This window comes from Flagellimonas amoyensis, from assembly GCF_003058265.1.
Lineage (GTDB): Bacteria > Bacteroidota > Bacteroidia > Flavobacteriales > Flavobacteriaceae > Flagellimonas > Flagellimonas amoyensis.
This window is the reverse complement of the sequence record NZ_QBUK01000006.1, coordinates 1-14,593: the sequence shown is the minus strand read 5'-3', so window position 1 is coordinate 14,593 and position 14,593 is coordinate 1. Positions and strand designations below refer to the sequence as shown.

8 protein-coding genes are annotated in these 14,593 nt (G+C 46.9%); 6 read left to right on the top strand and 2 right to left on the bottom strand.

All coding sequences use genetic code 11. The features are described from left to right. Positions 1-6 precede the first annotated feature (6 nt). Both rpoC and DB398_RS09395 read left to right on the top strand, forming a co-directional pair. Complete coding sequence (rpoC, locus tag DB398_RS09400; protein ID WP_108424149.1) at positions 7-4,305, top strand: DNA-directed RNA polymerase subunit beta'; 4,299 nt, start codon at positions 7-9, stop codon at positions 4,303-4,305. 50 nt (positions 4,306-4,355) lie between these two features. Beyond that, positions 4,356-4,661 carry a DUF3467 domain-containing protein gene (locus DB398_RS09395; RefSeq protein ID WP_108424148.1) on the top strand — a complete coding sequence of 102 codons (306 nt, stop codon included), beginning with the start codon at positions 4,356-4,358 and terminating at the stop codon, positions 4,659-4,661. 40 nt (positions 4,662-4,701) lie between these two features. On the opposite strand, the gene DB398_RS09390 is transcribed toward DB398_RS09395, so the two are convergent. After that, the gene (locus DB398_RS09390) at positions 4,702-5,136 is read right to left on the bottom strand and encodes a hypothetical protein (protein ID WP_108424147.1); all 435 of its coding nucleotides are present in this window, start codon (positions 5,134-5,136) and stop codon (positions 4,702-4,704) included. A 126-nt stretch (positions 5,137-5,262) separates the two neighbouring features. After that, positions 5,263-6,852 (bottom strand): peptide chain release factor 3, encoded by a 1,590-nt coding sequence (locus tag DB398_RS09385; protein ID WP_108424146.1) that lies wholly within the window; start codon positions 6,850-6,852, stop codon positions 5,263-5,265. Positions 6,853-7,258: 406 nt separating this feature from the next. Here DB398_RS09385 and DB398_RS09380 point away from each other — a divergent pair, with 406 nt between their 5' ends. From DB398_RS09380 to DB398_RS09365, 4 genes are all read left to right on the top strand, one after another. Further along, positions 7,259-10,456 (top strand): T9SS type B sorting domain-containing protein, encoded by a 3,198-nt coding sequence (locus DB398_RS09380; RefSeq protein WP_108424145.1) that lies wholly within the window; start codon positions 7,259-7,261, stop codon positions 10,454-10,456. A gap of 11 nt (positions 10,457-10,467) precedes the next feature. Beyond that, positions 10,468-11,415: a PorP/SprF family type IX secretion system membrane protein gene (locus tag DB398_RS09375; protein ID WP_108424144.1), complete on the top strand. Its 948-nt coding sequence runs from the start codon at positions 10,468-10,470 to the stop codon at positions 11,413-11,415. A gap of 12 nt (positions 11,416-11,427) precedes the next feature. After that, positions 11,428-13,374, top strand: a complete 1,947-nt coding sequence (locus DB398_RS09370) for an OmpA family protein (RefSeq protein ID WP_108424143.1) — start codon at positions 11,428-11,430, stop codon at positions 13,372-13,374. A gap of 521 nt (positions 13,375-13,895) precedes the next feature. Beyond that, positions 13,896-14,593 (top strand): hypothetical protein (locus DB398_RS09365; RefSeq protein ID WP_159076385.1); only part of this gene is annotated, 698 nt, incomplete at its 3' end.

The following is a 14,593-nucleotide window of genomic DNA, read 5'->3' as shown; positions in this document are numbered from 1 at the left end:
ATTGTTATGGCTAGAATAAAAGACAATAACGCACCAAAAAGGTTTAACAAGATCTCCATCGGATTGGCCTCACCAGAGTCCATCTTGGCCGAGTCCCGTGGCGAAGTGTTGAAGCCTGAAACCATTAACTATAGAACGCACAAGCCCGAGCGTGATGGATTGTTCTGTGAGCGTATTTTCGGTCCCGTAAAGGATTATGAATGTGCCTGTGGAAAGTATAAGCGTATCCGTTACCGTGGAATCGTTTGTGATCGTTGTGGTGTAGAGGTAACAGAAAAGAAAGTACGTAGAGATCGTGTGGGTCACATCAATCTTGTTGTACCCGTAGCACACATCTGGTACTTCCGTTCGTTGCCGAACAAAATAGGATACCTTTTGGGATTGCCTTCCAAAAAGTTGGACATGATCATCTACTACGAAAGGTATGTGGTTATCCAGCCCGGTATTGCCAAAGGTCCTGAAGGAGAGGAGATTCAAAAGTTGGATTTCTTGACCGAAGAGGAATATTTGAACATTTTGGAGTCGCTTCCAACCGAGAACCAGTACTTGGAAGAGACCGACCCCAACAAGTTCATCGCCAAAATGGGTGCCGAGTGTTTGATCGACCTATTGGCTCGGATCGATTTGGAACAATTGTCGTACGAACTTCGTCACAAGGCCAACACCGAGACCTCAAAGCAGCGTAAGACCGAGGCATTGAAACGTCTTCAAGTGGTTGAGGCATTGCGTGAGTCGCAGGACAACCGTGAGAACAACCCAGAGTGGATGATCATGAAGGTGATCCCTGTGATCCCACCGGAATTGCGTCCATTGGTGCCGTTGGATGGTGGTCGTTTCGCCACTTCCGATTTGAACGATTTGTACAGACGAGTGATCATCCGTAACAACCGTTTGAAGCGTTTGATGGAGATCAAGGCACCAGAGGTGATCTTGAGGAACGAAAAACGTATGCTTCAGGAAGCTGTGGATTCCCTTTTCGATAACACCAGAAAAGCCTCTGCGGTAAAAACAGAATCGAACAGGCCATTGAAATCCCTTTCAGATTCCTTGAAAGGTAAGCAGGGTCGTTTCCGTCAAAACCTTTTGGGTAAACGTGTGGATTATTCCGCTCGTTCCGTGATCGTCGTTGGACCGGAAATGAAACTGTACGAATGTGGTCTGCCAAAAGACATGGCGGCTGAGCTTTACAAACCGTTCATCATCCGTAAGTTGATCGAAAGAGGTATCGTAAAGACCGTAAAATCTGCCAAGAAGATCATTGATAAAAAGGAGCCCGTAGTTTGGGATATCCTTGAAAACGTCCTTAAAGGACACCCCGTATTGTTGAACCGGGCCCCCACATTGCACCGATTGGGTATCCAAGCGTTCCAGCCTAAACTGATCGAAGGAAAGGCGATTCGTCTGCATCCATTGGCCTGTACCGCATTCAACGCGGATTTTGATGGGGACCAGATGGCAGTTCACTTGCCATTGGGGCCAGAGGCCATTTTGGAAGCACAGCTATTGATGTTGGCTTCGCAGAACATCCTTAACCCAGCGAACGGTTCTCCAATCACCGTACCTTCCCAGGACATGGTTTTGGGTCTGTACTACATGACCAAAGAGAAAAGATCTACTCCAGAAGAGCCAGTAATGGGAGAAGGGCTTACCTTCTATTCTTCCGAGGAAGTGGAAATTGCCTTCAATGAAAGAAAGGTTGCCCTTAATGCCATTATCAAGGTAAGGACCAAGGATTTCAATGAAGCTGGGGAGTTGGTGAACAAGATCATCGAGACCACTGTGGGACGTGTATTGTTCAACACCGTGGTGCCTGAACAAGCAGGATACATCAACACGGTTCTGAACAAGAAATCCTTGAGGAACATCATCGGGGACATCCTTGCGGTGACCGATGTGCCTACCACGGCCGATTTCTTGGACAAGATCAAATCCATGGGATATGATTTCGCTTTCAAAGGAGGTCTGTCCTTCAGTTTGGGAGATATCATCATTCCAAAGGAAAAACACGAAATGATCGCCGAGGCCAACGAACAGGTGGATGGCATCATGATGAACTATAACATGGGTCTGATCACCTTCAATGAGCGATACAACCAGGTCATTGATGTTTGGACCTCTACCAACGCCATGTTGACCGAATTGGCCATGAAGCGTATCCGTGAGGACAAGCAAGGGTTCAACTCCGTGTATATGATGTTGGATTCTGGTGCGAGGGGCTCCAAGGAGCAGATCCGCCAGTTGACCGGTATGCGTGGTTTGATGGCCAAGCCTAAAAAATCGACTGCAGGTGGTGGAGAGATCATTGAAAACCCGATTCTTTCCAACTTTAAGGAAGGATTGTCCATCTTGGAATACTTTATCTCTACCCACGGTGCGCGTAAAGGTCTTGCGGATACCGCTTTGAAAACTGCGGATGCTGGATACTTGACCCGTCGTTTGGTGGATGTTTCCCAAGACGTGATCATCAATACCGAGGATTGTGGAACATTGAGGGGCATCGAGGTGGAAGCCTTGAAGAAGAACGAAGAAGTAGTGGAGACCCTTGGTGAACGAATCTTGGGTAGGGTATCGCTGCACGATGTATATAATCCATTGACCGAGGAGCTTATCCTTAAAGCAGGCCAGGAAATTTCTGAAGCCGATGTAAAAAAGGTGGAAGTAGCTCCAATAGAGAAGGTCGAGGTAAGGTCACCATTGACCTGTGAGGCGGCCCAAGGAATCTGTGCAAAATGTTACGGAAGAAACTTGGCCACCAACAAAATGGTACAGCGCGGTGAAGCCGTTGGTGTAGTTGCGGCGCAGTCCATTGGAGAACCTGGAACACAGTTGACACTGCGTACCTTCCACGTTGGGGGTATTGCAGGGAACATTTCCGAGGACAGCAAGTTGGAAGCCAAATTTGATGGTGTTGCCGAGATCGAAGACCTCAGGGTTGTTGAAGGAGTTGACAATGGCGGAAGCAAATCCGATATCGTGATTTCCAGAACATCTGAGATCAAGATCATGGATGCCAAGACAGGCATTACGTTGAGTACCAATAACATTCCTTATGGTTCCCAATTGTTCGTCAAGAACGGTGAGAAGATAGCCAAAGGAACCGTTATCTGTCAATGGGATCCCTATAATGGTGTCATCGTGTCCGAATTCACAGGACAGATCGCCTATGAGAATATTGAGCAAGGTATGACCTATCAGGTGGAAATCGATGAACAGACCGGTTTCCAGGAAAAAGTAATTTCCGAATCCAGGAACAAGAGATTGATTCCAACCCTTTTGATCAAGGATGGTAAGGGAGAGACCATACGTTCATACAACTTGCCGGTTGGTTCCCACTTGATGGTGGACGACGGTGAGAAGATCAAGGAAGGTAAGATCTTGGTGAAGATCCCACGTAAATCTGCCAAGGCAGGGGATATTACCGGAGGTCTTCCAAGGGTGACCGAGCTTTTCGAGGCACGTAACCCATCCAACCCAGCAGTGGTAACGGAAATTGACGGTGTAGTGTCCTTCGGTAAGATCAAGCGTGGTAACCGTGAGATCGTCATCGAGTCCAAGGCCGGAGAGGTGAAGAAGTACTTGGTGAAACTTTCCAACCAGATCTTGGTACAGGAAAACGACTACGTACGCGCCGGTATGGCATTGTCCGATGGATCTATTACCCCAGAGGATATCTTGGCTATCAAAGGACCATCTGCCGTACAGCAATACTTGGTGAACGAAGTACAGGAAGTATATCGTTTGCAAGGTGTGAAGATCAACGACAAACACTTCGAGGTTGTAGTTCGACAAATGATGCGTAAAGTCCAGATCCAGGATTCTGGGGATACCACTTTCTTAGAGAACCAATTGGTGCACAAGGATGACTTCATCAATGAGAACGATGAAATCTTTGGTAAGAAAGTTGTCGAGGATGCAGGGGATTCCGAAAGGTTGAAGCCTGGTCAGATTGTAACGGCCCGTCAATTGAGGGATGAGAACTCGATCCTAAGGAGAGAGGACAAGACCTTGGTGACTGCAAGGGACGCTGTGGCAGCCACTGCCACTCCGATTCTTCAGGGTATCACAAGGGCATCGTTGCAGACCAAGTCATTCATTTCTGCAGCATCGTTCCAGGAAACCACCAAAGTGTTGAACGAAGCCGCTGTAAACGGTAAAGTGGACACCTTGGAAGGATTGAAGGAGAATGTGATCGTTGGACACAAGATTCCTGCCGGTACCGGTATGAGGGATTATGACAGCATCATCGTAGGTTCCAAAGAGGAGTACGATGAGATCATGGCCCGAAAAGAGGAATTCAAATTCTAAATAAAGAACCCTGGCCATTGGCCGGGGTTTTCTTTTTATAAAATAAGCCAATGGCAGAAGAAAAACAGAAACAGATCAATATTGAACTGGACGAGAAGACCGCTGAGGGAACCTATTCCAATTTGGCGATCATCAACCACTCCGTGTCGGAGTTTGTGGTGGACTTTATCAGTATGATGCCCGGTGCGCCCAAGGCAAAGGTGAAAAGCCGCATCATCCTGACGCCCCAGCACGCCAAAAAATTTTTAAAGGCACTGAACGATAATGTGGCCCGGTTCGAAAAGACCCACGGGACCATCAAGGATTATGAGCAACCTGCCATTCCCTTGAACTTCGGACCTACGGGAGAAGCATAAAAAAAAGCCCCAAACAAAGTTTGGGGCTTTTTTTATGTACTTACTTCAACCAACCTTTTTGGATTCCCTGTTTGGAAAAGAAGATCAGATAGATCCCAATTAGGATAACGATGATGGGCATGGCATAGGAGGAAGGGCCAAACGCTTCCACGGCATTGTTGATGAAAAGCCAATGGCCAAACTGTGCTATCGCGGCAAGCAATGAAATGATAAAAAGGGGGCGTGCCCATTTTTTTCGGAGCAAAAGACCAATGCAGCCCAGTGTTCCCGAGAATACGGCAATTGCAAAGGCAGCTGTTGCCCAGGCCGGGATACCTTCAAAAACCCCGCGCTGTGCTTCGTCCAGACCTTCCAGGATAAGCTGTTTGTTGAAGGCTTGGCTCAGATAGTTGAAAACACCCATCAAGTTCCACAAAAGAGCGATAACGCCCACCACCCAGAACCAAGTAGGTGGTTTTACCGTTGTTGTAGTCATATCTTTTTATGTATTGGTTACTTACAGCCAATGTACAAAAAAAGATGAATGGTGGGTACAATGGGCTCATATCCAAGGGAATAATCCCATGGTCGCAACCACAATGCCTTCTTCGGAATTCAGCTTCTATTCGAACTCCGAGGTGAAATGTAGTTTTACCGAGGGATATTTCTGTTGGGTCATTTGTAGGGAAAATGGGGAGTCTGCCAAAAAGACCAGTTGTCCGCGTTTGTCTGTGGCCAAAAACTTCTGCTTCACCCGTTTGAACTCGGCAAACTCCTCATTGTTCTTGTCCGTGGGTTCCACCCAGCACGCTTTGTGCACTGGGAAATTTTCGTAGGTGCATTTGGCCCCGTATTCATGCTCCAATCGGTATTGGATCACTTCATATTGGAGGGCGCCCACGGTTCCTATCACTTTTCTTCCGTTCAGTTCCAAGGTGAACAACTGTGCCACACCCTCGTCCATCAACTGGTCGATGCCCTTATACAATTGCTTGGCCTTCATGGGGTCGGCATTGTTGATGTACCTGAAATGTTCCGGGGAGAAGCTGGGAATACCCTTATAGTGCAATTGCTCTCCACTGGTCAGGGTATCCCCGATCTTGAAGTTGCCCGTATCGTGCAACCCGACAATATCACCAGGATAGGAAATGTCCACGATTTCCTTTTTTTCAGCAAAAAAGGCGTTGGGGCTGGAGAACTTCAGTTTTTTGTCATGACGTACATGGAGATACGGAGTGTTCCGTTCAAAAGTGCCGGAAACCACTTTGATAAAAGCAAGTCGGTCCCTGTGCTTGGGGTCCATATTGGCATGGATCTTAAACACAAAACCGGAAAAATCCTTTTCATTGGCTTTGACCAAACGCTCCTCGGCCATTTTTGCACGCGGTGGTGGGGCAATATCCACAAAACAGTCCAACAGCTCACGCACTCCAAAATTGTTCAGGGCCGAACCAAAAAAGACAGGTTGTTGCTGTCCTTTCAAATAAGTTTCGGTGTCAAAGGGAGGGTACACGCCGCTCACCAGTTCCAGGTTGTCCCTCAGGTTTTCAGCGGCCTTTGTGCCAATGATCTTTTCCAGTTCAGGACTGTCCAGGTCATCAAAGGCAATGGTTTCCTCAATGTTCTTTTTGCTACTACCGCTAAAGAGGTTGATGTTTTTCTCGTAGATATTGTAGATTCCCTTGAAGTCATAACCCATGCCGATGGGAAAACTCAATGGGGTGACGGACAATCCCAATTTTTGTTCCACTTCATCCAGAAGGTCGAAGGCATCCTTACCTTCACGGTCCAATTTGTTGATGAAAACGATCATGGGGATGTTGCGCATACGGCACACCTCTACCAACTTCTCCGTTTGTTCCTCCACACCCTTTGCCACATCGATGACGACAATCACACTGTCCACAGCGGTCAGTGTCCTAAAGGTGTCCTCTGCAAAATCCTTGTGTCCGGGCGTGTCCAGAATGTTGATTTTTTTGTCCTTATAGATAAAGGCCAATACGGAAGTGGCCACGGAGATTCCCCTTTGGCGCTCTATCTCCATAAAGTCACTGGTGGCGGATTTTTTGATCTTGTTGCTTTTTACGGCACCGGCCTCTTGGATGGCCCCTCCGAACAAGAGCAATTTTTCCGTAAGCGTTGTCTTTCCCGCATCAGGGTGGGAGATGATCCCAAATGTCCTTCGTCTATTTATTTCCTTTTCAAAATCCATCAACAAAAATTTGGGCAAAAATAGGGGAATTATATGTTTCAGTACTCATTTTGTAAGAGATATCCCATTGTTGATATCATTGGAAAAAAATGATGGGACAAAGGCGGGTAAGATCGAAAAGAAAAGTAATTTCAGCCTGTTTTTTGACATCTGTCCGTTGGGCTTGTGTCGTACATTCTATTGACGAAAACTGCAATAGATCATAAATGGGTACATAATAATGAGTATTGCGCCTTTTATCGAGAAAAATAGGAGGTGAACCGCAAAAACTTTAATTATGTGACCGTTTTGTATGAACATGTGTCGAAAGGGCTAGAGTACAAAAAATAAGAAAACCCCAATTTTCTTACACAAACGAGAACAACTACAAAGCCATGGTGATTAGTTGACCAAAACTTAATCATTTATGGAGAACATTACTTTTGAGCGGACTCTAAAAAGAGCGGTCCGTGGTATTTTATTCATAACACTTTATTGCAGTGCAGTGCCTGTTTCCGCATACAGCAATGCTTCTTTTGATACTAAGGAGTATATGCCGCGAACAGGGGCAAGCTTATTTTCCGCAACGTCATTAAAGGATGCCGATGGAGATGGTGTAAGCTGTGATCAAGAAGCCAAGGATGGGACCGACCCGAACGATCCTTGCGATTTCATTTTGGCACATCAGGACTGTGAACCTTCGGACAAATGGAAGAAGGATGACTGTGACGGTGATGGTGTGACCAACGGAAAAGAAAAGGAAGACGGGACCGACCCATTGGATTCCTGTGATTTTATATTGGCACATCAAAACTGTACTCCATCCGACAAGTGGAAAAAAGAGGATTGTGATGGTGACGGCGTGACCAACGGAAAAGAAAAAGAGGACGGTACCGATCCGTTGGATCCTTGTGATTTTATATTGGCACATCAAAACTGTACTCCTTCCGACAAATGGAAGAAGGATGACTGTGATGGCGATGGCGTAAGCAATGGACAAGAGAAGGAAGATGGCACCGATCCGTTGGATCCCTGTGATTTTGTGATGGAGCACCAGGATTGTGAACCTTCTTACAAGTGGAAGAAGGAAGACTGTGATGGCGATGGCGTAAGCAATGGCCAAGAGAAGGAAGATGGCACCGACCCGTTAGATTCCTGTGATTTTGTTTTGGAGCATCAGGACTGTGAGCCTTCCGACAAGTGGAAAAAGGAAGACTGCGATGGCGATGGCGTGACCAACGAAGATGAAAAAGAGGATGGCACCGATCCGTTGGATCCCTGCGACTATAAACCGGAGAGTGTGACCTTGCCACAAAGTGGCGATTACCGTACTGCGGATTGTGACGGTGACGGTGTCACCAACGAAGATGAGGAAGAGGACGGAACGGACCCTCAGGACCCCTGTAGTTTTGTGTTGGGCAGCCAAACCGTGGACCCATCTTCAACATGGAACACATCAGACTGTGATGGTGATGGCGTGACCAACGAAGACGAAAAAGAGGATGGCACCGATCCGTTGGATCCTTGCGACTATAAGCCAGAGAGTGTCACCTTGCCACAAAGTGGCGATTACCTTGATGCTGATTGTGACGGTGATGGTGTTACCAATGAAGATGAGGAAAAGGACGGAACGGACCCCCAGGACCCTTGTAGTTTTGTGTTGGGCAGCCAAACCGTGGACCCATCTTCAACATGGAACACATCAGACTGTGATGGTGATGGCGTGACCAACGAAGACGAAAAAGAGGATGGCACCGATCCGTTGGATCCTTGCGACTATAAACCAGAGAGCGTGACCTTGCCACAAAGTGGCGATTACCTTGATGCCGATTGTGACGGTGACGGTGTTACCAATGAAGATGAGGAAGAGGACGGAACGGACCCTCAGGACCCCTGTAGTTTTGTGTTGGGCAGCCAAACCGTGGACCCATCTTCTACATGGAACACATCGGACTGTGATGGCGATGGCGTGACCAACGAAGACGAAAAAGAGGATGGCACCGATCCGTTGGATCCTTGTGATTACAACCCGGATAGCATTACATTGACACCTTCTGTCGATTGGAACGCATTGGATTGTGATGATGATGGCAATCCAAATGGAACCGACCCAGACCCCTTGGTGGCAACCGCACGGGATGATTCAGGTGCTACCCCCGCCCTTACAGAAGTGGCCCTAAATATTTTGGAAAACGACGATTATCTTCCAAACAATGATGGAAATAACTTAGGGGTGACCAATTTGTCCAGAATAGGGGGAAATGCCTTGGGCACGGTTTCTTTTGATGCCGAAACGGGTTTCATGACCTATACCCCGGTAGCATCTGAATCCAACACCACGGTCACTATTGTCTATGAAGTATGTAATGTGCTGCCAGATCCTAGCGTCTGTGCTTCGGCAACAGTTTATATTCAAGTTGGTGCAAATACCATTGATGCAGTGGACGATTCCTATACCGCGGATGGTGAAACGGGTGGGGTGATTCCCGACAGCAATGTGTTGTCCAACGATACCTTGAATGGGGAAGCGATTGACCCTTCCGATGTGATCCTGACCTCGACACCAACGGACGTGTTGACCATCAACCCGGACGGTAGCGTGAGCGTGGAGCCTGGAACGGCTGATGGCACATACACCATCAACTATACCATCTGCGAAGCGGCCAATGTGGACAATTGCGACACGGCCACGGTGACCGTTGAGGTGAGCTCAGGCATGGGGAATATCATCGATGCGGTGGACGATTCCTATACCGCGGATGGCGAGACTGGTGGGGTAATCCCTGACAGCAATGTATTGTCCAACGATACCCTGAACGGGGAGTCGATAGACCTTTCGGATGTGATCTTGACCAGCACACCAACAGATGTGTTGACCATCAACCCTGATGGTAGCGTGAGTGTGGAGCCAGGTACTGCCGATGGCACCTATACCATCAACTATACCATCTGCGAAGCGGCCAATGTGGACAATTGCGACACGGCCACGGTGACCGTTGAGGTGAGCTCAGGCATGGGGAATATCATCGATGCGGTGGACGATTCCTATACCGCGGATGGCGAGACTGGTGGGGTAATCCCTGACAGCAATGTATTGTCCAACGATACCTTGAACGGGGAGTCGATAGATTTTGCGGATGTGATCTTGACCAGCACACCAACAGATGTGTTGACCATCAACCCGGACGGTAGCATAAGTGTGGAACCTGATACTGCCGAAGGTACCTATACCATTAGCTATACGATCTGTGAAGCGGCCAATCCGGAAAACTGCGACACGGCAATTGTGACGGTGGAGGTTGAAAATGATGGTACCGATGATGAGAAAATTGAAGTGAACCAAATGCTAACACCCAATGGAGATCTGAAGAATGATTTCCTTTTCATCAGGGGAGTGAACAAGATACGGTCAAGTTCCCTGAAAATCTTTAACCGATGGGGTGTGGCGGTTTACGAAGGAAAAAATTATGACAATATCAACAATGTGTTTGATGGTCGTTCCAGGGGAAGGTCGTCCATTGGGGTGAACAGTTATCTTCCTGCCGGGGTGTATTTTTATATCTTTAATTATGAAACGGCGGAAGGAAGTTTTACGGACTCCGAATACATATATATAAGCAGGTAACCATAGATAGAATGATAAAAAAGAGTTTTTTAATTCCGTTTTTGTTCATTGGAATAACATTTCAGGGCCTTATGGCCCAGCAAGATGCGCAGTACACGCAATATATGTACAACACCATGAGTGTGAACCCTGCTTATGCCGGATCTAGGGGGCAGTTGAGCTTTGCCGGACTATACCGCTCGCAATGGGTAGGTTTGGACGGGGCACCGGAGACCTTTACCTTGAACCTTCACTCCCCGATCAGGAACAGCAGGTTGGGATACGGTATATCCATCGTAAACGATAACATAGGTGATGGTGTGGTGCAGGAAACGTATTTGGATGCCGCCATATCCTATACCATACCAGTGTCCATGGACGCCAAGTTGTCCTTCGGGCTGAAGTTGGGCGGAAACATGCTCAGCTTGGATTTTAATGGTTTGAGGAACTTTGACCAAGAAGTGGTGAGCCAGGACAATATCGATAACAAGTTCAATCCAAATTTTGGACTGGGGGTATACTATCATACCGATCGCTTTTATGCAGGCTTGTCCGCACCAAATGTGCTGGAATCCGAGTATTTCGACAATGATAATTCAGATGGGTCGGTCAATTTTCAATCCGCGGAGCGAATGAATTTTTACTTCATTACCGGATATGTGTTCGATATGGGCCCCGATTTGAAGTTCAAGCCCGCTTTGTTGACCAAGGCAGTTGGAGGAGCACCCTTGCAGGTCGATATGTCCGCCAGCTTTCTGTTTGCCGACAAGTTCAGCTTTGGCGCTGCATACCGCTGGGATGCCGCTCTGAGCGGTCTGGTAGGTTTTCAGTTGACGGAACAGCTTATGGTAGGTCTGGCATACGATAGGGAGACCACAGAATTGGGAGGGACCCAGTTCAACGATGGCTCGTTTGAAATATTCCTCAGATTGGAACTGTTGAAGAGATTTCAAAGAACCGTGTCACCAAGATTCTTTTAATACGGGTCAAGCATGTTAAAAAGAACACTCATACTTCTCATTGTATTTTCAGGATATGTTGTAAAGATGTCCGGGCAGGATACCATTCAGGGCAAGCAGCTCGAAAGGGTCATGGAAAGGGCAGACCAGCGATACAAGGAATATTCTTTCAGTCCGGCCATAGATATTTACAAAAAAGTACTGGATAGGGGCTACGTTTCTTCGGACCTATTGAAGCGTTTGGGGAATTCATACTACTTCAATGCCAAGTATACCGAGGCCGCTGCCATTTATAAACGATTGGAAGAGACCTATCCCGATGAAATGGAAGTGGAGGATATTTTCAGGTACGCACAAAGTTTGAAAACATTGGGCGATTACGAAGAAGCCTCCCGTCTGATGGCAGAATTCAAACAGATGACATCCGTAGACCTTGACATTGATGAGGACTACATGGCCAAGATCGAGAAGAATTCGGGAAGATATACGGTAAAACCGTTCGGCTACAATAGCAAATACTCCGATTTTGCTGCCTCTTACTATGAAAAAGGGCTCATTTTTGCCTCGGATAGGGACACAGGGAATTTGGCCAGATATAGGCATACCTGGAACTCTAGGGACTTTTTGGACCTGTACAAGGTCGATGCGGACAGTGTGTCGAGCGGCAGGGCTGTGAAGTTGGAAGGGGATGTGAATACAAGGCTCCATGAATCCACATCTGTGGTCACGAAGGATGGCTTGATGATGTACTTCACCCGTAACAATTTTATGGATGGCAAAAAGCGTAAGGATGAAGAAGGCATCACCCGGTTGAAGATCTATAGCGCGGAAAACATCAATGGGATATGGACCAACATTACAGAACTGCCGTTCAACAGTGATTCCTATTCGGTGGCACACCCCATGTTGAGCCCAGATGAAAAACGGCTGTATTTTGTTTCGGACATGCCCGGAAGCTTGGGGGCGTCGGACATATTCATGACGCAGATCATAGGTGATGGAACCTATGGCCCCATTGTGAATTTGGGCAAGAACATCAATACGATGGCCCGGGAGACCTTTCCGTTCATTACCAAGGACGGTGTCCTATATTTTTCTTCGGATGGTCATCAAGGTTTGGGTGGATTGGACGTGTTTGCTACAAAGATTGCCTTTGATGAGTACGACCAACCGGTCGTGAACGTAGGAAAGCCTATCAACGGTCCCAACGACGATTTCTCCTTTATTTATGACATAGAGGGCAAGTCGGGCTATTTCTCTTCCAACAGGGAAGGCGGAATGGGGGATGATGATATCTATCAATTTGTGGAGAATGAGCCCTTGGTCTTGGATTGCCTTCAAGAAGTAACGGGAACCGTGAGGGACCGTATTTCCAATGAAGTGCTGGCCGGTGCCACTGTGGTGGTCATCGATGAGGAAAACAGGGAAGTCTCGTCCACCATAACCGATTCCAACGGAAACTATGTCCTTCAATTGGACTGTTCCAAGGGTAATTTTGTAAGAGCTTCCAGGGATGGCTATGTGCCGGCAGAGGAATATTTGAACAAATCTTACGGCAAACCAAGGATTATTGATTTTTATTTGGAGCGGGATCTGATCACGGGTGGCTTTGGTGACGATTTGGCCAAACTGCTACAGTTGAGCACGATTTATTTCGATTTGAACAAATTTAACATCCGTCCGGATGCCGAACTGGAAATACAAAAAGTGATCGTGGCCATGGAAAAATACCCTAGCTTAAAGATTAAGGTGAATTCTCATACCGATAGCCGAGGAAACGACGCCTATAACCTTTGGTTATCACAAAAAAGAGCGGAATCAACGGTCAATTATATGATATCCAAAGGAATATCTCCTGATAGACTTCAAGGCGAAGGATTTGGGGAGACCCGATTGGTGAACGAATGCTTTAACGGTGTCCCATGCTCCAACGAGCAGCACCAGCTGAACCGTAGATCAGAGTTCATCATCTTCGAATAATTTTTAGCCTCATCAACAGGCAACGGACATGCGAATGAGTCTAAAATAAGGACCTGTTCGCATGTTTTTTTTATGGTCAACAGTAGATTGGACACAAATGGGATAAGCCATTTCCGCATCTTCAAAATGAGGGGAATTTTCACCCAAAAACACTGTTTGGTTTGATCAACGCTACAAGCCTCCACAATACACATGCAACCCATGAATTCGATAAATGGGGCTTTTTTTAGGTTTATGTAATCTTTTTCGCATAAAGGTGCTCTCCCTTCGTAACCGCTATCTGTACTGCTTTCATCGATAAACGGTTTTTTAAAATCACAGTTTTTGGTATGAAACCTCAAAATTCAAGGACTATACAGTTGGATATGGGGCATACACAACAAATATTTTCCGCTGCTGAATGTAGAGGTAATTTTGTAGGGTGTAGTAAAATGCGGAGTGCTGAACAAGAGAAAAGCCTGCAGAAACACACTTTTGAAGCAAAGAATAACATATACCGACCCTCAACTAATATTGACCTCATGAAAAAGAGCATTTTAGCCCTATTGTTCCTTCTGTTTTCTGGAATTGCCTTTTCGCAGACCACGGTCACCTTACAGGACCAATGCAATTGCGAGGTTCTCAAAGGAACCGCAGTATCCAGCCCGGGAGCGACTACTCCATCCGGTGCCGATACAGGAGATATTTATGTGAATACCAATACGGGGACTATCTATTTTTGGGATGGGAGCTCGTGGGAACTTACCTCGACCGATGACCAGCAATTGACAGGATTTACTTTTGATGGGGTAACAAATACGTTGGCATTGACCTTAGAGAACGGAGGTACGGTTAATGTGGATTTGAGCAGTTTGAGTGATACGTTCACGGACACCAACACAATTATCACTTCATACGGCATTGATAGCACGAACACGAATTTGGTGATAACTGATTCTGAGGGAAATACGTTTTCGGTTGCCTTGGCAGATTTAGCTGCATTGATTGATACTGATACTACTTTAACAGACGCCCAAGTGGCCACTGCGGTGAACAACGAGTTCCCGAACCTGGATACGGACAGTACTGATGACTTCAGTGGAGACTTCGGAGACCTGACCAACGTACCGGCCAATCTGGACTTGGATTCCACCGACGATTTCGACGGACAGTGGAGCAGCCTAACGGGAGTTCCTGCAGGTTTTGCGGACAATGTGGACAACGTGGACGATGCGGACAA

Bases quoted from the DNA above. Each gene is read 5' to 3' on its own strand.
- DB398_RS09380 (WP_108424145.1), top strand. From the start codon at position 7,259: ATGGAGAACATTACTTTTGAGCGGACTCTAAAAAGAGCGGTCCGTGGT.
- DB398_RS09370 (WP_108424143.1), top strand. From the start codon at position 11,428: ATGTTAAAAAGAACACTCATACTTCTCATTGTATTTTCAGGATATGTT.
- DB398_RS09375 (WP_108424144.1), top strand. From the start codon at position 10,468: ATGATAAAAAAGAGTTTTTTAATTCCGTTTTTGTTCATTGGAATAACA.
- rpoC (WP_108424149.1), top strand. From the start codon at position 7: ATGGCTAGAATAAAAGACAATAACGCACCAAAAAGGTTTAACAAGATC.
- DB398_RS09395 (WP_108424148.1), top strand. From the start codon at position 4,356: ATGGCAGAAGAAAAACAGAAACAGATCAATATTGAACTGGACGAGAAG.
- DB398_RS09390 (WP_108424147.1), bottom strand. From the start codon at position 5,136: ATGACTACAACAACGGTAAAACCACCTACTTGGTTCTGGGTGGTGGGC.
- DB398_RS09385 (WP_108424146.1), bottom strand. From the start codon at position 6,852: ATGGATTTTGAAAAGGAAATAAATAGACGAAGGACATTTGGGATCATC.